This window comes from Klebsiella oxytoca NBRC 105695 (genome assembly GCF_001598695.1).
Lineage (GTDB): Bacteria > Pseudomonadota > Gammaproteobacteria > Enterobacterales > Enterobacteriaceae > Klebsiella > Klebsiella oxytoca.
Genome location: NZ_BCZK01000013.1, coordinates 102,523 through 123,193, shown reverse-complemented (window position 1 = coordinate 123,193; position 20,671 = coordinate 102,523). Strand labels below are relative to the sequence as shown.

Here is a 20,671-nt window from a genome sequence, read left to right as displayed (position 1 = left end):
GAGGGTAATATTATTATAGGTGACCTTTCTGCCAATGGGAATGATTATTAAAGGCTGATTGCCAATAAATGATCGGCTTTTGATTGGTCACCCACATATTTTTAGTCTCAGCAGTGATACATATTGACTATGCTTTTATGCATTATTCGTGAGCTATTCATTCCCAATTTTTTCATAATATGTACCCGGTGGCTGTGTACCGTTTTGTGGTCAATATCAAGGAGCGCTGCGATTCGTTTGCTGTTGTTGCAGGCGATGATTAACTCCAGTACCTGAAGCTCCCTGGCGGTCAGCCTGCGTTGGGTGCATAACGCCTGGCAGCCTTCGGCGGTCAAGGGTTTGCTGAGGATAGCTGAATAGTCTGACAAAGAAGATTTTTCTGTAAGAATCATAAGGTTGTCCATATCAATCAGTTCCCGAAACAGGCTGGAGAGCTCGCTTTTTACAATCAGCACCAGCAGCGCGCAGTGCGTCAGGCGCTTTCGTAGAGTGTTGAGTAATGCGACCGTGGTGGCCGCAGAGATATCTTTGTGAATGATATTGATAATGACCGTCGCGGTCGGTGGGGCGCAGATACCTTTGACAATATCCTGAAAGTTCAGGGTCGTGATGCGCCTGGCGCGATCGATCATATAATCGTGAATGGCTTGTCCAATGATATTGTCATCAGTGTAGAGTAATATACTGTCCAAGGGTTCAGACTCTCTTTTTTCTTTTGGCTTCCATAATCAAGTCGAGCAGCACTTTCTCAATTCTCTTCTTGTTATCGAGGTTACGAAATTTAAACTGACAAGAAATCTGGTAGTAGCTGTCCGGCTTCTCGTTATCATCTAAAGTCACCATGACAACGTTTTTTATGACTAAATCTACGGTAACTTCGCCATATTCGGCGAGGGCGAGGATCGCATTCTTGAGAATGGCGTTATGGCTGAGGAATTTCAGATTAGGGCTTTGGGTCATCAGCGCGCAGCCGCCATCCGAAATGTCTTTGATTTCGAAAAGATAATTTTCTCCATTTTTGTGCCTGCCGTGACAGAAGAATTCATGCTCGTGGCGCAGACGGAATCGGGGATCGCGGCGGCGCTGGACCACCTGGATACATTCAGGCAGGGTAAACGCGACTTTATTGCCTTTCCCTTCGCTGCTGGCATAGATTTTCTTTAGCGTAGAGCAAAATTCGATTTTCCCTGAATCGCTATGCAGAATAAATTTAACTTTATGCCCGGCGGGGATTTTGCAGGTGGTGGTGATATGAAACTCGGCAAAATCCACCCGCGTCAGCTGGGTTATCGTGCTTTTGTTATTAACAAAAACTTCTATCTCCGCCTGCTTTCGAAGCTCTTCCCTGAAAATAGCAATGATTTCATACTTACTCGTCTTTATCGTTCCCTCTGTCATGTGAAATCCTTGTAAATTGTTATTGTGTGGTTGATTTTTTATATGGCAATACAAACATTCTGATTGTGTTAACCAGATGTTTTTATGAGCGTTTGATGTTGTTAGCTATCTTTGCAGCTAAATTGATTTGTATAAACTTTGAATGTGATATTGTTTTTCCTGTAATCAAGAGTTCAAAAAGTTTGGCGAGACAAAAACGACAGAAGCCTCCATTTAGGAGGCCAGTCGGAAAAGGATAAAGCTATGCTTTGCATAGGGGTTATCCGTGAAGGAATAATGCAGATAACACCTAATTGTAGGATGTATAGTGCCAGTGGCGTAAAGGTAATTCCAGGCAAATATTGAGGAGCAGGCTTCTGCGAATATCCATTGGCAGAAGCCTGAGAATCAGGCGTGAGGCTGGAGGTTATCCAGAATGGCTAACGCATCGGCCGGAAGGGTTAATTCCGCGGCGGCAAGATTTTCGTGCAGGTGCTGTAGCGAAGAGGTGCCCGGAATAAGCAGAATATTTGGCGAGCGCTGGAGCAGCCAGGCCAGCGCTACCTGCATCGGCGTGGCATCCAGCGAAGCGGCAACTTCATTAAGCTCCCGGGCCTGGAGCGGGGTAAAGCCGCCCAGCGGGAAAAAAGGGACCCAGACGATATTCTGCGCCGCCAGCTCGTCGATAAGCGGGTCATCCTGACGGTTTGCTACGTTGTACTGGTTCTGAACGCAGGCGACAGGCGTCATTTTTTGCGCATCGCTTACCTGTCTGGCGGTGACGTTACTCAGTCCGATATGGCGAATCAGTCCGCGTTCTTTCAGCTCCAGCAGGGTGGTTAAAGGCCCTTCCAGCGACCCCTCAACCGGGCCGTGAGTGCCGAGCATACTGCGCAGATTCACCACCTCCAGCACGTCGAGACCCAGATTGCGCAGATTATCCTCTACCGCCTGAGTGAGCTCCGCGGGCGACATGGCGGGTAGCCAGTTGCCTTTATCGTCCCGGCGGGCGCTGACTTTGGTCACGATACACAGATCGTCGGGGTAGGGATGCAGCGCCTGGCGAATAAGCTGATTAGTGATGTGGGGGCCGTAAAAATCGGAGGTATCGATATGATTAACTCCCGACTCGACCGCTTCCTGCAGGACGCGGATAGCGGTTTGCGGATCTTTTGGCGGACCGAAGACGCCGGGTCCCGCAAGCTGCATCGCCCCGTATCCCAGGCGATAAACCTGACGATCGCCTAATGTCGCGGTACCGGATAATTTTACGCTGGACATAGCCATCCTCGCTTTCATTGTATGCAAAGGATAAGTGTATGCCGTCAGGGAGAGTGGTGGGATGAGAATATTGGCAGAACGTGCGGCGAATAAAGAATTCGCCGCACGTCAGGGACTAGCTAAAAAACATCACCGATACGCAGAGCAAACCGACCACCAGGGTGATGAAGTTACCCACTGAACGGTAAGGCTTCAGCGCCGGAATAAGATACGTGGACAGGGTGGGCATGATGAACAGGATCATCGCAATAAGCGGGCCGCTGATCGCATAAATCATTGAGATGGCGTTGGGATTGATAAAGCACACCGCGAAGGTCAGCGTCGAGACCAGCAGGATCGACATCGCCCGATTAAAGGCGCGGCTTTTACGAATCCCCGCCTGGGCGAGAGCGGTTTTGACCATTTCGCTGGCGCCTTCAATCACGCCAAAATAGGTGCCGAGGAACGATTTCGACATCGCTACCACCGCCACAATAATCCCGGTGACCGCCAGCCACGCCGGTGAACCCGGCATCATCGACAGCGCGGAAAGAATCGTGACCCCTTCATCACGCGCGGTTTGAATATAGGTGGCCGGTATCGACAGCAGGCAGCTGAAGACGAAAAACAGCACGCTGGCGCAGATGAGGGTGTAGGCCACCTTCATGATTTTTTTGCATTTACCCATGGCCTGCTCGCCATATTTCTCCTGCTGATCGATAGCAAAAGTCGAAATGATCGGCGTATGGCTAAAAGCGAAAACCATCACGGGAATAGAGATCCAGATTTGGTGGAACGTGTGCGAAGACAGCTGCATCTGGCTGGTCAGGTAGGCTGGCTGCCAGCTGCCCATTAAATAGATGGAGAGAAACAGGAAACAGGCGATCAGCGGAAAGACCAAAAAGCCCATGACTTTAATCGTGACGTGGCGGCCCATTAAAAAGATCAGATTCAGCACCAGCACCACGCCCAGACTGAGAAGCGCGCGTATTTGCGAAGTGATGGGCACGTGTCTGGCAAGCTGTTCCGCAAGCGAGTTGGTGATGGCGACGGCGTAAATCAGCACGACCACGAAAAAGGCGAGAAAATAGAGACCGGTGATCAGGCTGCCGATCTTTTTACCGTAATAGTGATTAACGGCGCCGGTGATCCCCGCGCCCGGAGCGATGTTAGCGGAAAGAATGAACTGGCTCAGCGCTTTATGCGGCCAGTAGGTCAGCGGCCAGGCGACCAGCGCGGTGATGAACAGAACGATGGCGCCAGCGGATCCCAGTTGGATCGGCAAGAATAACGTGCCAGCGCCTACAGCAGTGCCATATAAGGCGAAACTCCACAGAGTTTCTTCTTTAGACCAAATTTTAGACATTATGCGACTTTATCAACCAGAAAACGAACAAAAAGGAGTGCAATTTATCACATTTATGGATGAGCTGGGGCGATAGTTTCTGGCGAAGAAGTGAAGCCGCGGAGCGCCCGTTACCGGCCGGGCGCGTTGCAAAAATTACTGGCGGGCGGCGATTCGCTGCTGGCGAACCTTTATGATGCGTTCGCGCAGCATATCCCAGACCCAGTTAAACGCCATGGTGTAGGGAAGGAAAAACAGCATAAAGCCAATTTCCAGCATAAATGCCTGCATCAGCGAGACGCCCAGTACCAGCGCGACCATGGTGACGCCAATAATAATAAAGCCTGACTCGAAGCCGAGAGCGTGCAGCGCGCGGACCCGCAGGTTCCGCACGACCCGGGAGGCCGGCCACAGGCGATCGAATAGGGCGTTATAGATAATGTTCCAGACCATCGCCAGCGTGGCGAGCAGGATACTCAGTCCGCCCATTTCCACGACCGAGCGCTGCATAAGCCACGCGGCGGTAGGGGCGAGGATCAGCGTCGCCAGGCCTTCAAAGCTGATAGCGTGGATAACCCGTTCCGTCAGCGTTTTGCGCTGAACATGTCGTTGTTGCATGGCTCGTTGCCTCCAAATATTATAAGGAAATATCCGGCATTTTATGGATAAATGTGATAAACAAAAGATAGTATCCATCGATAAAGTAGATAGTTCATGCGCTACTCTCCCGAAGCCCTTACCGCTTTCGTCGAAGCCGTCGCCTGCGGTTCATTTTCTGCCGCGGCGCGGCGGCTGCGCAAAAGCCAGTCCACCATCAGCACCGCGATCGCCAACCTGGAAGCCGATCTAGGGGTGACGTTGTTCGATCGTACCGCCAGGCAGCCCGCGCTGACGCCGCAGGGCGAGCAGGTGCTCAGCTACGTGAAAGCGATTCTGGCGGCCAGCGACAGGCTTGATGAGCTGGCAATTTCGCTGTCCGGTAAGACGGAAGCGCGTCTGACCTTTGTGCTCTCCGATACGCTGCATCCCGATGTGCTGGAAGATCTGCTGGCGCAGTTCGATCGCCATTTTCCGCATACCGAATTTGAGTGCCTGATTGGCGAAGATGACGATGTTATCGACCTGCTACAAAAGGAGCGGGCGCAGGTGGGGCTGATTGAGGCCAGAGATAACTACCCGACAGAAATCGGCAGCATCCGGCTGCCGATGCAAACCGAAATGGCTATTTACGTGGCTCCCCGGCATCCGCTGGCGGCCCAGGGCAGGGTGACCCGTGACGAGCTGTTTAGCTGGCGCGAGCTGCGACTGAGCACCTATCTGGAAAACACGACGGAACCGGCACGCGGGCTGGTATGGTCGGCGCCTAACTATCTTCTGCTGTTCAGCATGGCGGCTCAGGGGCTGGGATGGTGTATTTTGCCCAGCGCGCTGGTGGAGGAGTTTGCCGGTAGCGGCAGTCTGGTGGCGCTGGACATTGCCGGTTGGCCGCGGGTGATATCGACCGATTTGCTGTGGAATAAAAAGGCGCCGCCGGGAGAGGCGGGAAGCTGGCTGCGTCAGCATCTGCAGGGGCATCGGCGTGAATAGCGCCCATTATTTTCGCATCGCCCGGCGGCCGATACCTTGCGGGGCTTCGGTGCCGCTAGCTGGCCCGATATTGATTGCGCGGGGCTGCTTTTCGTCAGGCAGGTAAGGCGCCACCTGCCAACAATGCCTGCACGATGCGTAACAATGGCGTTGTCGCCAGCCGCAAGCGCTAAAATCGCCCACAATCTTTGTGATTCTCCTCACTTTTTTTAAACAATTGCGAAATTTTTTGATAACAATTCACTACTATGATGCTGTTTCTTTGCGCAGAGGCGGAGCAGAGGTAGAGGATGAAAGATGTCGTAATTGTCGGCGCGTTGCGAACGCCCATCGGCTGTTTTCAGGGCACGTTATCGCGTCATTCCGCGGTAGAGCTGGGCAGCGTGGTCGTCAAGGCGTTAGTTGAGCGCAGCGGCGTCGATCCCCAGAGTATAGATGAAGTGATCCTCGGCCAGGTACTGACTGCGGGCACCGGCCAGAATCCTGCGCGCCAGTCGGCAATCCGCGGCGGGCTGCCCAATACCGTTTCTGCCATTACCATTAACGATGTATGCGGTTCCGGGCTCAAGGCGCTGCACCTGGCCACGCAGGCGATTCAGTGCGGCGAAGCGGACGTGGTTATCGCCGGCGGGCAGGAGAATATGAGCCGCGCTCCGCACGTGCTGACCGACAGCCGTACCGGCGCGCAGTTGGGCAATAGTCAGCTTATCGATAGCCTCGTCCACGACGGCCTGTGGGATGCGTTCAATGATTATCATATGGGGGTGACGGCGGAGAATCTGGCGCGCGAGTACAACATTAGCCGTGAACTACAGGACGCCTGGGCGCTCAGCTCGCAGCATAAAGCGCGGCGGGCGATTGATTCCGGTCGTTTTCGCGATGAAATCGTGCCGGTAGCCAGTGAACTCAACGGTACCCTCCGCCTGGTGGACACCGATGAACAACCGCGCGTTGACCCCAGCGCTGAAGCGCTCGCCAGCCTGCTTCCGACCTTTGACCTGCAGGGCTCGGTCACCGCAGGGAATGCCTCAAGCATTAACGATGGCGCGGCGGCGGTAATGATGATGAGCGAAGCCAAAGCAGAGGAGCTGGGGCTGCCGATTCTGGCGCGCATCCGCGCCTTCGCCAGCGTGGGCGTCGATCCGGCGCTAATGGGCATCGCCCCGGTCCATGCTACCCGCCGCTGCCTTGAGCGAGCGGGCTGGAAGCTGGATGAAGTCGATTTGATTGAAGCCAACGAAGCCTTTGCCGCCCAGGCCATTTCGGTGGGTAGGGTGCTGGAATGGGACGAGCGGCGGGTGAACGTGAACGGCGGCGCGATTGCGCTGGGCCACCCCATTGGCGCTTCCGGCTGCCGTATTCTGGTTTCACTGGTGCACGAGATGATTAAACGCGATGCTCGCAAAGGGCTGGCCACGCTGTGCATCGGCGGCGGTCAGGGCGTGGCCCTGGCGGTTGAACGTTAATAAGCCCTTTCTGATGTGAGTAAACTGAGCCTCCCGATGGAGGCTTTTTTGTTTTTACCGCCAGGCATTTCCCTCCTGAAAATTCCTTTGTAACGCTCTATTTTGTTGAGCTTTGTCACGTCTTTTTGTGCCACCTTTTTTGAAACAAATAATTACGATCGCGATCACTAAAACATTATTGCCTAAAAAATAAAATGCGGTTTTATAAAAACGAAACGATATTTTAATTATGAGGGGTAATTTATGTTCGCAAGATCTCTGGCCCTTGCTGCACTCTGTGGCATGTCTTTCGCAGCTTCGGCAGTCACGGTAGATTTACGTCACGAATTCATTGATGGAGGCAAAACGGATAAGACCAACGCTGACCGCGTCTCCGTCTCCCATCGTTTCGCTAACGGCTTTGGCTTCTCCGTTGAGGCGAAGTGGAAGTCGGGCGGCGATAACACCAGCCAGCCTTATTCTGATTTCGTCGGTAATGGTCATGAAGAGAGCATTAGCTGGCAGTGGAAGGCTAACAAGAACTTCTCGGTCACGCCGGGGTTCAATATTGAAAGTAACGATAGCCGCTCAATCTACAAGCCGAATCTGCGCGTGCAATACAGCTTCGACAATGGTTTCTACGTTGCCGCCCGTTATCGTTATGACTACACCCGCTACCCGGCGAATGCAGGGAAAGAGGATGATAAAGTCAACCGTGGCGATGCGTGGGCCGGTTACGTGTTCGGCGACTGGCGTGCCGAACTGAACTATGTTTATGCGCGCAGTACCGAAGGGGTTAAACGCAACGACAATAAACCTTACTCTCAGGAGTACAACCTCAAGGTTGCCTACAAGCTGGATAAAAACTGGGCGCCGTACGGTGAGCTCGGCAACGTCGGCGTCAACGATCGCAGCGATCGCCAGACCCGTTTCCGCGTAGGTGTTGCCTACTCGTTCTAACTTAAAAAATGTCCTCATCGTTTACCCCGGAGCGGTCAGCCGGGGTTTTCTGTTGGTATTAACTCCTCTTCCCGGAGGCGGTGCTGCGCACCTGTCCGGGCTACCCCATATGCACGTCATGTAGCCCGGACAGGCGCATTGCGCCGCCTCCGGGACAGGTACCGCGATCCGGGGAAAACGCCGGGCATAAAAAAGCCCTCCAAAAGGAGGGCAAGGCCAGTTACAGAAACACTAACTCAAACAGTGGCTAACGCTATGCCTTCAGCATTTCGGGCTGCGGCGGCAGTTTCGCGATATATACGGCGGGTTTACCGTCTTTATCGGAACTGAACAAAATGGCGCTGTCGTCCGGGGTAAAGGACGGGTGCGGGTGGGTAACCTGGCGGCTATTAGCCACGGTTGCCCAGGACGTATCGTGACGCGCGACGCGGAAATAAGCCTGCTTCGCGACATCGAAAGCGTAGAGATACGGGTCGTTATCAATGGTGTAGCCGCTGGTATCTTTGACGTCCACCGGCGTACCGGAGCCATCGCCCACCAGCAACGTGCCGTCGAAGTTACTCATCAGATGTGAACAGGCCGGCATCTGCATTACCGCTTCATTAACGCCGGTATCCGGGTTGAAGCTATAGATCGTGCGACCCTGCTGCCCCTTCAGATATGAGACGTACACCAGCGCCGAGCCGTTCGGTACCCAGAATTCATGGGTGCAGCTTTCGCCTTCCGCATGCTCTTTAACTTTACGCACGTTGCTACCGTCTTCATTTACCATCCACATCCGCGCATCGACCAGGTCATGCGGCCCTTCATGGCAGAAGGCGACGGTATGGTCATCGAAAGGACGATAAATCGGATGGCCAAGCCATTTCTTCTCTTCGTGGATCACGCTGCTTTCGCCGGTTTGCAGGTCGACGCGCAGCAGGCGGCAATGGGGGCCTTTGTGGAAGAAATCGTGGAAAATCTGCCAGTCGTTAAGCGGCGTCCAGTCGCTTTTGGCTATCTCAATGCCAACCAGTTTGGTGCAATCGCTGTTGGCCACCCAGGTGCCGTAGCCCACCCAGTCATCGGCCACGCGATAAACTTCACGTTCTTGCAGGGTGGTGAGGTTAACCTCCAGCAGCGTACGGTCGTTCTTCACGTAATAAAGAGATTTATCATCCGGGGAAAGGAAGCCCCCAAACGTGTTATCGCCGGCGCCTTCCGTTAGCTGCACCGCCTCGGCTTTGGCGAGATCCAGCAGATAGTAGTTCCAGTTGCCGTCGAACTCGCCGGCAAACAGCAAATGGCTGCCATCGTTAAAAAAACACTTCTGATAGAAATAGTTACGATGACATGTCACTTCCGGTGGGGTTAAACGGGTGATCTCCGCGCCGGTGTCCGGATCGCGGCTGACTTCATAATTCAGTTTAACCCGCATGCCTTTAGCCATGATGTGCTCCTTTTCCTTCCTGAGGTATCGCCCGCCTGCGTTGACCGGCCAGTGGAAGTAGATTTAAAAGATGGGTGTTAATTTATCAAAACATCGTTTCATTATTTGTGATGACGGGCGCAATTCGCAACAACGATTTGCTCTGGATCGCACTTTTTTGCCGCCGCTTTGGCTCTCGCCAGAACGATCTTTGTTTTCCTGCCGTTTTTTTACGATCCTTCGTCTTTTTTTTAAGTTCATCTAACTCATTGTATTTTATTGAGTTAAATAGGGTTTTCACGGTTTATCAATCACCGCTTCGTGATCTGTTTTGCATTTTTAACATTTAACAGTCTTAAAATTGAAACGATGTTTTAATAATAATTGAAAATGACTTTAGCCGGGGCTAAGATGTGCTCACTGTAAAACGGAACTCTGTTTTATTTTTAGAAGGGTAAATCCCTGAGAGTTCTTCAAACCATAAGGGTCTGCGTAAGCAGCAGGCTGAACTATCAGAACCTTGCCTGTGCCTACACAGGCTCTGAAAGATTAAGGAACCAAGTATGATTCTTGACGCATTCTCCCTGCAGGGCAAAGTGGCCGTTGTGAGCGGTTGTGATACCGGTCTGGGCCAGGGTATGGCGGTCGGCCTGGCGGAAGCCGGCTGCGACATCGTCGGTATCAATATTGTTGAACCGACTGAAACCATTGAGCGCGTAACGGCGCTGGGCCGTCGTTTTCTCAGCCTGACCGCCGACCTGCGTCAGATTGACGGCATCCCGCAGCTGCTGGAGCGCGCGGTAGCTGAGTTCGGTCATATCGATATTCTGGTTAACAACGCCGGTCTGATTCGTCGCGAAGACGCGATCGAATTCAGCGAGAAAAACTGGGACGACGTCATGAACCTGAATATTAAGAGCGTGTTCTTTATGTCTCAGGCAGCGGCGAAACACTTTATTGCCCAGGGCACCGGCGGCAAGATTATCAATATCGCTTCCATGCTCTCTTTCCAGGGCGGTATCCGCGTACCGTCTTACACGGCGTCCAAAAGCGCGGTGATGGGCGTGACTCGTCTGCTGGCGAACGAGTGGGCTAAGCACGGCATCAACGTTAACGCGCTGGCGCCCGGCTATATGGCGACCAACAATACCCAGCAGCTGCGCGCTGACGAACAGCGCAGCAGCGAAATCCTCGACCGTATCCCGGCGGGACGCTGGGGCCTGCCGAGCGACCTGATGGGGCCGGTGGTATTCCTGGCTTCCAGCGCGTCTGACTACGTCAACGGCTATACCGTGGCGGTGGACGGCGGCTGGCTGGCGCGCTAATTTTTGCCGCGATATCCGCGCAATGAGAAACCCTGCTTCGGCAGGGTTTTTTTATGTCTTAATGAGTATTGTCCATATCGTTAAATGAGAATAGTCCATATGGGTTATTTGTTTTTCCGGTGATCATCTATGTATGCCAGGGGTTTCTGCGATTGAAATGCTTATTTTCTGTTCTTTGCAAAGTTGAATGTCCATCACAAAACCACTGCCTGTAGCAACTTAATCCATATCTTTGGCTTGTCCAGCCTGACACTTTAAGCCGCCGATCCCGTAGTTTCATCGTATGTCTTACTTCGTCTGGCAGGAAAAAAATGACCTCTATCAGTCACGACTCTACAACCATGCCGCGTTCGCAGCGCGATACCCGACGTATGAATCAGTTTGTCTCCATTGCCGCCGCGGTGGCGGGTCTGCTGTTTGGCCTCGATATCGGGGTCATCGCCGGGGCGCTGCCCTTTATCACCGATCATTTCGTTTTATCCAGCCGCCTGCAGGAGTGGGTGGTGAGCAGCATGATGCTGGGAGCCGCTATTGGCGCGCTATTCAACGGCTGGCTCTCTTTCCGCCTCGGGCGTAAATACAGTCTGATGGTTGGCGCGGTGCTGTTCGTCGCCGGCTCCGTGGGCTCTGCATTTGCGACCAGCGTTGAAATGCTGCTGGTGGCGAGGATCGTTCTCGGCGTTGCCGTGGGGATCGCCTCGTATACCGCGCCGCTGTATCTGTCGGAAATGGCGAGCGAAAACGTGCGCGGGAAGATGATCAGTATGTATCAGCTGATGGTGACTCTCGGGATTGTGATGGCGTTTCTCTCAGATACCGCGTTTAGCTACAGCGGCAACTGGCGCGCCATGCTTGGCGTGCTGGCGCTGCCTGCGGTGGTGCTGATTATCCTGGTGATTTTTCTGCCAAACAGCCCACGCTGGCTGGCGGAAAAAGGGCGTCACGTGGAAGCGGAAGAGGTGCTGCGAATGCTGCGCGACACGTCAGAGAAAGCCCGCGACGAACTGAATGAGATCCGTGAAAGCCTGAAGCTGAAGCAGGGCGGCTGGGCGCTGTTTAAGGTCAACCGCAACGTGCGTCGGGCGGTATTTCTCGGCATGCTGTTGCAGGCGATGCAGCAGTTTACCGGTATGAATATCATCATGTACTACGCGCCGCGCATCTTTAAAATGGCGGGTTTCACCACCACGGAACAGCAGATGGTCGCGACCCTGGTGGTAGGCCTGACCTTTATGTTCGCCACCTTTATCGCCGTCTTTACCGTCGACAAGGCCGGACGTAAACCGGCGCTGAAAATTGGCTTTAGCGTGATGGCCATCGGCACGCTGGTGCTGGGCTACTGTCTGATGCAGTTTGATAACGGCACCGCTTCCAGCGGCCTCTCCTGGCTGTCGGTGGGGATGACCATGATGTGCATCGCTGGCTATGCGATGAGCGCCGCGCCGGTGGTGTGGATCCTGTGTTCGGAAATTCAGCCGCTGAAGTGCCGCGATTTCGGTATTACCTGCTCCACTACCACCAACTGGGTGTCGAATATGATCATCGGCGCGACCTTCCTGACGCTGTTGGATGCTATTGGCGCGGCGGGAACCTTCTGGCTCTATACCGCGCTGAACGTCGCCTTCATTGGCGTGACTTTCTGGCTGATCCCGGAAACCAAAAACGTCACTCTGGAACATATTGAACGTAAGCTGATGTCCGGCGAGAAACTGCGCAATATCGGCAATTAATTATAATGAGTCGCGCGGCAGCCAGGGGCTGGCAACCCGAACTGTCTCCCGATGGCTGTCGCCGTTAATAATATGCAGGGCGCTCAGGCGCCCGATATCATAGTGCGGTAGCTGCACCGTTGAGAGCGGCGGTAAAAACAGATCGCCAATTCCCACCATATTATCGTAACCCACAACCGCCACATCCTGCGGAATGCGCAGCCCCTGCGCCAGCAGCGTTTGATAAACCATAAACGCGATGCGGTCGTTGCCGCAAATCACTGAATCGAACTGCGGCGTTTGTCGAACGATGTGCGCCAGCACGATGGCGGGAATATCGCGATAGTGCTCATCGCCGTAGGCCATATAGCTGTGGTCGAGCGTATCGGGGTCAATACCCGCTTCCCGGCAGGCGCGCTCCAGTCCCTCGCGGCGGCGGACGGTGGCCAGATGATTGGCCGGAAGATGCAGGCACAGCGGGCGGCGATAGCCAGCGGCCAGCAGCGCCTGTACCGCCGTATACTGGCCCTGTTCGTCGTCCGGAATATAGCTGGCGACCGGATCGTGCAGGCTTTCGCAGTTGGCCAGTACGCAGGGGAGGGTTAACAGCTTGGCCGGAAGCGGCACCTGACGCAGGCCCATCGTGGTGTAAATAATGCCATCCGGGCGATGGGAGAGCAGCAGGTCGACAATGGTTTCCGGGCTATCATCAGAGAACATATTGACCACGAAGCTGTTCCAGCCGTGCGCCCGCGCGGTTTCTTCGATGGAGAGCGTAATCTCTACTGAAAATGGCGTGGTGACGGTATCCAGCGCCAGCACTCCGATAGTGTTTGGCGTCGCATGAGCGCCGCGGATTTTTTTCGCCGACAGGTCGGGGACATAGTTGGTCTGTTCGATTGCCGCCTGGACGCGCGCCAGGGTCTCCGGCTTGAGCCTTTCCGGGCTATTGAGCGCCCGGGAGACCGTCATCAGCGATACATTCGCCAGCTTTGCCACATCTTTCAGAGATGCCATATTTAAGTGCTCCACCCTTGCCGTCGGCGGCGGGTATTACTAAGTTACTGATGTAAAAGGATCATACGATATTCTATCGTACCGCTGGCGCGGGCGCAGGCGATGAATATTTGATCGCGATCGCATTCCCATTATGTTAACGTTAACTTTTGTGATTAACATCATGAATCTCAGCAAAACGAAGTGAGTTTCGCTTTTTGTTAACGTTACCATAATAACATTACTCCAACATGAGAATGTCATGATGAAAGCGCATCACTCTCACAGCTATCCGTTACTCAGTGCGTTACTGTTTTTCTTTTTCGTGACCTGGTCCTCTTCAGGCTCGCTGCTCTCTATCTGGCTGCACCAGGAAGTGGGCCTTAAGCCGGGGGATACCGGGATTATCTTTTCGGTGCTTTCGGTCTCCGCGCTTTTTGCGCAGGTGTGTTACGGCTTTATTCAGGACAAGCTCGGCTTGCGGAAAAATCTGCTCTGGTACATTACCGTACTGCTGATCCTCTCCGGGCCGGCCTACATGGTGTTTGGCTATCTGCTGAAAATTAACGTGTTACTCGGCAGTATTTTCGGCGGGATTTATATTGGATTGACCTTCAACGGCGGCATCGGCGTGCTGGAGTCCTACACCGAGCGCGTCGCGCGCCAGAGCCAGTTTGAATTTGGTAAAGCACGGATGTGGGGATCGCTGGGCTGGGCGGTGGCGACGTTCTTCGCCGGATTACTGTTCAACATTAACCCGCATTTAAACTTCGCCGTCGCCAGCTGCTCTGGCCTGGTATTCTTCATTCTCCTGGCGCGCCTGCGGGTCTCTTCTGCGCCGCACGCCATGCAGGAAGCGGTATCGGGCGGTAAAGTGACGCTGGAAGATGCTCTGCGTCTGCTGACCCTGCCGCGCTTTTGGGCGCTGGTCTTCTTCGTGATTGGTACCTGTATTTACGGCGTATATGACCAGCAGTTCCCGGTCTACTTCTCCTCCCAGTTTCCGACGCTGCAGGAAGGTAATGAGATGTACGGCTATCTGAACTCGTTCCAGGTGTTCCTGGAGGCCGCCGGTATGTTCTGCGCGCCGTGGCTGGTTAACCGTATTGGTGCGAAAAACGGCCTGATCTTCGCCGGGATGGTGATGGCCATGCGGATGGTGGCTTCCGGACTGGTGGAAGGGCCGCTGCTAATCTCCATCACGAAACTGCTGCACGCGGTCGAACTGCCGGTGCTGCTGGTCTCCATCTTTAAATACAACAGCTTAAACTTCGATAAGCGTCTTTCATCCACGCTCTACCTGGTCGGCTTTGCCTGCACCAGCTCGGTTATCGCCACCGTCCTGTCGCCGCTGGCGGGTTATAGCTATGAGAAATACGGCTTCGCCCAGTCCTATCTGATTATGGGACTGCTGGTGTTCTGCACCACCTTTATCTCCATCTTCTTGTTGCGTTCAAGCAAGTCCTCTGCGGACCCGCTGATGCCGCAAACTTCCGCTATCTGAATCAAAAGAGTAATGAATATGACCTATTCCATTTCCCGGGCTGAGCAAGAACTGCAGGCTAAACATGAAAAGCTGAACCTGCGCTGGTATCCGCGCTACCACCTGGCCGCCCGCGCGGGCTGGATCAACGATCCTAATGGCCTGGTCTGGTTTGACGGCTGGTATCACGCGTTTTACCAGCACCATCCGTACTCTACCAAATGGGGGCCGATGCACTGGGGCCACGCGCGCAGCAAGGATCTGGTGCACTGGGAGCATCTGCCGGTGGCGCTGGCCCCGGAAGGCCCGGAGGATAAAGACGGCTGCTTCTCCGGCTCGGCGGTGGTGGATGGCGATACGCTGGCGCTAATTTATACCGGGCACAAATTCCACGGCGATCCGAGCGACGAAGCCAATCTTTATCAGGTGCAGTGTCTGGCGACCAGTCGCGACGGCATTCACTTCGAACGTCAGGGGATTGTGGTCGACACCCCGCCGGGTATGCACCATTTCCGCGACCCGAAAGTGTGGCGAGAAGGGGAGAGCTGGTACATGATCGTCGGCGCTCGCGATGGCGATACCGGCCAGGTGCGGCTGTATCGTTCAGCCGACCTGCGCCAGTGGCAGGATGCCGGCGTCCTCGACGAGGCGGAAAAAGAGATGGGCTACATGTGGGAATGCCCGGACTTCTTCACCCTCAACGGCAAGCATATTCTGATGTTCTCTCCGCAGGGGCTGGCGGCTAAAGGCTATCAAAACCGCAACCTGTTCCAGAGCGGTTATCTGCTCGGTGAATGGCAGCCGGGACAGGCGTTTGTGCGCGAGGGGGCGTTTGTGGAAATGGATCACGGGCATGATTTTTATGCCCCGCAAAGCTTCCTCACTCCCGACGGCCGCCGCATTGTCATCGGCTGGCTGGATATGTGGGAATCGCCGTTGCCGGAGCAGCAGGATGGATGGGCGGGCATGCTTTCGCTGCCGCGTGAACTGAGCCTGAGCGCGGATAATCGGCTACAAATGCGTCCGGCGAAAGAGGTCGAGAGCATGCGTGGCGCCAGCTTCCCATGGCCGGTGACGACGCTGAAGAACCAGCAGACCACGATGGTGGAAAACTGCGAGGCGATGGAAGCGATCCTCCACTGGGACTGCGCCAGCAGCAACGCAGAGCAGTATGGCCTGAGCTTAGGCGATGGTCTGCGCGTTTACGTGGATGCGCAGATGCAGCGCCTTGTGCTGGAGCGGCATTATCCGCAGTATGGCCTGTGCGGCACTCGCAGCGTCCCATTGACCGAGGGGGCCGATCTGAAGCTGAGGGTATTTTTCGATAGCTCTTCCGTCGAAGTGTTTGTTAATGATGGCGAGGCCTGTCTGAGTAGTCGTATATATCCGGATGCCACTCGCCGTGAATTATCGCTATTTGCCTGGAGCGGTTCGGCGTATTTAACTGAAGCAGGAGCGTGGCAGCTGGAATAATAATTATTGAATGATCGTTAATAACCCGTCTGCGAGGATGGACGGGTTATTATTATCGTGCTTTACCCATAAAATAAAAAATATCATTTAACTAAATAATAAAGGGTTTTCCGATGAATAAAATCTGGGTCGGGTGTGTTCTGACGTCTTTATTTACCCCTCTGGCTAATGCACAGGCGCCGTTATCTCTTGAGGAACGGCTGGCGCAAATGGAACAACGGCTAAAGGCGACCGAGCAGCGGGCGGCCAGCGCGGAGGCAGAAATCCGCGCGCTGAAAGGTCAGGAAACGCCAGCGGCCACGGTGGCCAGCGCCGCACCGGCTAAACCTGCTTTACAGCTTAATGATTATGGTGAATTAAAATTCTATGGCGACGTTGAGTTTAATATGGACGGCGCCAGTCGTACCGGTAGCCTGACGTCGGTGAAAACCAGTGCCAATAAAAACTGGGCGCCGGGAGATAAGGAACGCTGGGATATTAACGGCCGCATTCTTTTGGGCTTTGATGGATTACGCAAAGGGGCTAACGGTAAATATGCCGGATTCAGCGTACAGCCGCTGGCGGATATGAATGGCAAAATGAATCTTGATGATGCCGCATTTTTCTTCGGTCAGCAGGATGACTGGAAAATTAAAATCGGTCGTTTTGAAGCCTACGATATGTTCCCGCTTAATCAGGATACCTTTATTGAATATTCCGGCAACACGGCCAACGATCTATATAGCGACGGCTACGGCTATATTTATATGATGAAAGAGGGGCGCGGACGCAGCAGCAGCGGCGGCAATTTCCTGCTGAGTAAAAATATCGATAACTGGTATTTTGAGGTGAATACGCTGGTGGAGGACGGCAGCTCGCTGTTTGTCGATCAGAACTATCACGGCAACGCGCTCGATAATCGTAAAAACGTGGTGTACGTGCGTCCGGTGGCGTCCTGGCAGTCTGGCCCCTGGTCGGTGGCGGCAGCAATGGAGAGTAACCTCGTTAACAATGCTTACGGCTATCAGAATCAGAACGGGCGCTGGGTCGATCAGTCCAGCCGCACCGGCTACGGTATGACCATGAGCTGGAATACGCTGAAGACTGATGCCGAGGACGGAGCGGTGGTGAACCTGAGCACCGCGTATCTGGACGCGGCGGATGAAAAGGATTTCAGCGCCGGTATCAACGCTTTATGGCATCGCGTGGAGCTGGGCTATATCTATGCGCATAACAAAATCGACCAGTTTAATCTTTCCGGCGTGAGCGCGGAGTGCGATGGCGACTGCGCGATTCTGACGCCGGGGCGCTACGACATCCATACTATTCATACTTCCTGGCAGCTGCCGAATATTATGGATATGCCGAACTTTAATATTTATCTCGGGGCCTATGCGTCATGGCTCGATTCATCGGCGGCGAAAAGCGGTAATACCGATGAACGCTACGGCGCGCGGGTGCGATTTAAATATTTCTTCTGACATCTTCCCGGGTCGCGGCGTAAACGCCTTACCCGGGCTACGGGATCGCAGAGGGCTGTTAACCTGTAGCCCGGGCAGGCGCTTTGCGCCGCCCCCGGGGAGAGAATCGGAGCCTGTACTGGATAAGGTTTCCCGGAGGCGATGCTGCGCATCTGTCCGGGCTACGGGATCGCAGACGGCTGTTGACCTGTAGCCCGGGCAGGCGCTTTGCGCCGCCCCCGGGAGCAGCGCGCAGAGTGGCATAATTTCCCGGAATCGACGCTTGTGCATCTATCCGGGCAGCGGGATCGCTGACGGCGGTAGCCCGGCTAAGCATCGCGCGAGCCGGGACGTTGCCGAATCACTACACCTCCGCCAGATACAGCGCGGGCATACCCTCTTTATCGGAGGTAAACAGCACCCAGCGGTTATCCGGTGAAAACGACGGATGCGGATGCGTCGCCTGACGCTCGCCCTCAATCACTTTCCACGTAGAGTCGTGGCGGCACACGGCGGTCTGCCTATCGGCGGCAATATCAAACACCCAAATAAACGGATCGTTAAGCTGGATATCGCCGGTGCTGTGCGGCGCGCCGTCGCCGACCACCAGGCTGCCATCGTGATTGCTCATCAGATGCGAACACGGAGGAATCGCCATCAACTGGCGATTTTCCAGCGTTGCCGGGTCGGCGCGATACAGATAGCGATGCGGATCGTTTTCCTGATGCGCGACATAGTAAAGCGCGGAGCCATCCGGTACCCAGAATTCGTGCGTAAAGCTCTCACCCGGCTGGTGCTGGCGAACCTTGCGCATGTTGCTGCCGTCAGCGTTGATAAGCCACATTCTGGCATCGATAGCATCGCGCGGACCTTCATGGCAGAAGGCGATGGTGCTGTCGTCAAACGGGCGGTAAATCGGGTGGCCGAGCCAGCGTTTTTCCTGCAATACCACGCGCTGTTCGCCGCTGCGCAGATCGATATTAATCAACCGGCACTCCGGCTCGGTGAAGTAGAATGCGCGGAACTTGCCCCAGTCGGTCAACGGCTGCCAGTCGCTTTTTTTGATTTCGATTCCGACCATCTGACTGCAATCGCTGTTGGCGACCCAGGTTCCGTAGGCTACCCATTGGTCATCCACCTGATATACGACCTGTTCCTCCAGCGAGGCCAGATCCACGCGGCGCAGCTGCTGGTTGTTTTTCACATACCACAGCGACCGGTCGTCGGCGGAAAGGAAACCGCCAAAGGTGTTATCGCCCGGCCCGTCGGTGAGCTGGGTCGCCTGCTGGCCGGCGATATCGAGTAAATAGTAGTTCCAGTGGCCTTCAAACGCGCCGCCGAAAATCAGCTTACCGCCATCCCGGGTAAAGCATTTTTGATAGAAATAGTTGCGATGGCAGATAACATGCGGTGGCGTCATCCGGATCACCTGGTGACCGGTTTCGCTGTCCTGCGTGTGCAGAAAGCTCAGCGGGATGATTTTGCCTTTCATGATTCACTTCACTCCTTGCTAAAAAAATACCCCGCAGCCGGAGCTGCGGGGTAGGTTCCGATAACAGGCAATTAGCGCATCGCGCGGCGCAGGATGCGGTCAGACTGACGCTGGAAGTCAATTGCCGTCTCTTCCACGGTTTTCTGCCCGTAGTCGATGTACTGCAGAGAGGTGCCGAACTGGGCGACGATCTGCGGGTCATCAAAGTACGGCGACACCGAGAGTTTGGCCGGCAGGGACTGCGCCAGGCGCAGGCCCGATACCGCCGGATCGTCCTCTTTGATCGCGCCGTTTTCGGTCAGGTATTGCACCGCCACTTTGCTCAGCGGCACGCCGCGCTCAAGACCCAGCGTCTCAACCCCTTCTTTACTGTTCAGCAGGAAGTTGATCACCTTCGCCGCCGCTTCCGGATTTTTGGTGGATTTACCAATGGAGAGCATCTGCGCAGGTTTAAAGAACAGACCTGCGTCGGTAGCGCCCGGCAGCATCGGATAGCTGCCCAGCTCCAGCTTCGCCGGCGGCTTCAGGTTGTCGGAGTATTTGTTAATAGTGGAGTTCCACATATAGGTCCCCGCCCACTCGCCCTGAATCCACGGCTTCATTTCATACATGTTGCTCTTACCGAACGAGGCATAGTACTTGGTGTCCGGCATCACGTGGCTGTCGATAAGCTTTTTATACATCTGGAAGAATTCGACCCACTGCTCTTTGCTGTAGGAGAATTTCTTGGTTTTTTCATCGATAGCCGGCTGGTTGTACTTCTGAATCATATATGAATTGAGCAGCGCCAGAGTGTCCTGGTGCTCCAGCACGACCGGGTAATACTGTTTGCCCAGCTTGCTCTCAAAGGTTTTACCCGCCGCCATCAGCTCGTCCCAGGTTTTCGGGTACTCGACGCCCGCTTTTTTCCAGGTTTCATCGTTAAAATAGAAGACGCGCGCGGTCACGGAAATAGGTATACCGTTAAGCTTGCCGTCTACCGTGGTGGTTTGCAGCTCTTTGGCATCAAACTGGCTCAGGTCGATCACGTCCTTCATCTTGTTGAGATCGTAGAAGCCTTCGCCGTTTTTCGAAAAGATTGGCAGCCAGTTCCAGTTAGTTTGCATCACGTCCGGCTCGGTACCGCCGGCGATTTGCGTGGTCAGGCGCGAAAGATGGCCGTCCCAGCCGGTATATTCCGCTTTAACGTTGATATCCGGGTTTTGTTTATGAAACTCTTCCAGCGCCTTGAGGGTCACCTGGTGACGGCCGTTGCCGCCCCACCATGACATACGCAGGTCGACATCCTTTGCCATAGAAGGCAACGCGGTAAGGCCCAAAGTGGCGGAGATTGCGGCGCTTAAAAGCACTTTTTTCATTTTAATACTCCAGG

At 54.4% G+C, this 20,671-nt stretch carries 17 protein-coding genes; 8 read left to right on the top strand and 9 right to left on the bottom strand.

Features of this window, described 5'->3' with window-relative positions:
- Positions 1-107: 107 nt before the first annotated feature.
- The 5 genes from KO1_RS21005 to KO1_RS20985 form a co-directional block, all read right to left on the bottom strand.
- Positions 108-692 carry a helix-turn-helix domain-containing protein gene (locus KO1_RS21005; RefSeq protein ID WP_024274662.1) on the bottom strand — a complete coding sequence of 195 codons (585 nt, stop codon included), beginning with the start codon at positions 690-692 and terminating at the stop codon, positions 108-110.
- Between the two features lie 4 nt (positions 693-696).
- Positions 697-1,398, bottom strand: a complete 702-nt coding sequence (locus KO1_RS21000; protein WP_004105340.1) for a flagellar brake protein — start codon at positions 1,396-1,398, stop codon at positions 697-699.
- Positions 1,399-1,785: 387 nt separating this feature from the next.
- Positions 1,786-2,658: an aldo/keto reductase family oxidoreductase gene (locus KO1_RS20995; RefSeq protein WP_024274661.1), complete on the bottom strand. Its 873-nt coding sequence runs from the start codon at positions 2,656-2,658 to the stop codon at positions 1,786-1,788.
- Positions 2,659-2,773: 115 nt separating this feature from the next.
- Positions 2,774-4,003 (bottom strand): amino acid permease, encoded by a 1,230-nt coding sequence (locus KO1_RS20990; protein WP_004105334.1) that lies wholly within the window; start codon positions 4,001-4,003, stop codon positions 2,774-2,776.
- 135 nt (positions 4,004-4,138) lie between these two features.
- Complete coding sequence (locus KO1_RS20985) at positions 4,139-4,600, bottom strand: multidrug/biocide efflux PACE transporter (RefSeq protein WP_024274660.1); 462 nt, start codon at positions 4,598-4,600, stop codon at positions 4,139-4,141.
- A gap of 96 nt (positions 4,601-4,696) precedes the next feature.
- On the opposite strand from KO1_RS20985, the gene KO1_RS20980 reads away from it, so the two are divergent.
- The 3 genes from KO1_RS20980 (at position 4,697) to KO1_RS20970 (ending at position 7,974) form a co-directional block, all read left to right on the top strand.
- Positions 4,697-5,569, top strand: a complete 873-nt coding sequence (locus KO1_RS20980) for a LysR family transcriptional regulator (RefSeq protein WP_004105330.1) — start codon at positions 4,697-4,699, stop codon at positions 5,567-5,569.
- 290 nt (positions 5,570-5,859) lie between these two features.
- Positions 5,860-7,035, top strand: a complete 1,176-nt coding sequence (locus KO1_RS20975) for an acetyl-CoA C-acetyltransferase (protein ID WP_016808901.1) — start codon at positions 5,860-5,862, stop codon at positions 7,033-7,035.
- A 243-nt stretch (positions 7,036-7,278) separates the two neighbouring features.
- Positions 7,279-7,974: a porin gene (locus KO1_RS20970; protein WP_004105324.1), complete on the top strand. Its 696-nt coding sequence runs from the start codon at positions 7,279-7,281 to the stop codon at positions 7,972-7,974.
- Positions 7,975-8,227: 253 nt separating this feature from the next.
- Here KO1_RS20970 and KO1_RS20965 read toward each other — a convergent pair whose 3' ends face one another.
- The gene (locus KO1_RS20965; protein ID WP_004105320.1) at positions 8,228-9,403 is read right to left on the bottom strand and encodes an oligogalacturonate lyase family protein; all 1,176 of its coding nucleotides are present in this window, start codon (positions 9,401-9,403) and stop codon (positions 8,228-8,230) included.
- Between the two features lie 542 nt (positions 9,404-9,945).
- On the opposite strand from KO1_RS20965, the gene kduD reads away from it, so the two are divergent.
- Together kduD and araE are read left to right on the top strand one after the other, a co-directional pair.
- Positions 9,946-10,707, top strand: a complete 762-nt coding sequence (gene kduD, locus KO1_RS20960) for a 2-dehydro-3-deoxy-D-gluconate 5-dehydrogenase KduD (RefSeq protein ID WP_004105319.1) — start codon at positions 9,946-9,948, stop codon at positions 10,705-10,707.
- A gap of 311 nt (positions 10,708-11,018) precedes the next feature.
- On the top strand, positions 11,019-12,437 hold the full coding sequence (gene araE / locus KO1_RS20955) for an arabinose-proton symporter AraE (RefSeq protein WP_004105316.1): 1,419 nt from the start codon (positions 11,019-11,021) through the stop codon (positions 12,435-12,437).
- Here araE and KO1_RS20950 read toward each other — a convergent pair whose 3' ends face one another.
- Complete coding sequence (locus tag KO1_RS20950; RefSeq protein ID WP_004105314.1) at positions 12,438-13,433, bottom strand: LacI family DNA-binding transcriptional regulator; 996 nt, start codon at positions 13,431-13,433, stop codon at positions 12,438-12,440. It lies immediately after the preceding gene.
- 241 nt (positions 13,434-13,674) lie between these two features.
- Between KO1_RS20950 and KO1_RS20945 the strand changes: the two genes are divergently transcribed.
- The 3 genes from KO1_RS20945 (at position 13,675) to KO1_RS20935 (ending at position 17,828) form a co-directional block, all read left to right on the top strand.
- Positions 13,675-14,916, top strand: a complete 1,242-nt coding sequence (locus tag KO1_RS20945; RefSeq protein ID WP_004105313.1) for an MFS transporter — start codon at positions 13,675-13,677, stop codon at positions 14,914-14,916.
- 18 nt (positions 14,917-14,934) lie between these two features.
- Positions 14,935-16,368 carry a glycoside hydrolase family 32 protein gene (locus tag KO1_RS20940; RefSeq protein ID WP_024274658.1) on the top strand — a complete coding sequence of 478 codons (1,434 nt, stop codon included), beginning with the start codon at positions 14,935-14,937 and terminating at the stop codon, positions 16,366-16,368.
- Positions 16,369-16,481: 113 nt separating this feature from the next.
- Positions 16,482-17,828 (top strand): carbohydrate porin, encoded by a 1,347-nt coding sequence (locus KO1_RS20935; RefSeq protein WP_004115141.1) that lies wholly within the window; start codon positions 16,482-16,484, stop codon positions 17,826-17,828.
- 343 nt (positions 17,829-18,171) lie between these two features.
- On the opposite strand, the gene KO1_RS20930 is transcribed toward KO1_RS20935, so the two are convergent.
- Both KO1_RS20930 and KO1_RS20925 read right to left on the bottom strand, forming a co-directional pair.
- On the bottom strand, positions 18,172-19,302 hold the full coding sequence (locus KO1_RS20930; RefSeq protein ID WP_032692184.1) for an oligogalacturonate lyase family protein: 1,131 nt from the start codon (positions 19,300-19,302) through the stop codon (positions 18,172-18,174).
- 68 nt (positions 19,303-19,370) lie between these two features.
- Positions 19,371-20,657 (bottom strand): ABC transporter substrate-binding protein, encoded by a 1,287-nt coding sequence (locus KO1_RS20925; RefSeq protein WP_004105307.1) that lies wholly within the window; start codon positions 20,655-20,657, stop codon positions 19,371-19,373.
- Positions 20,658-20,671 lie beyond the last annotated feature (14 nt).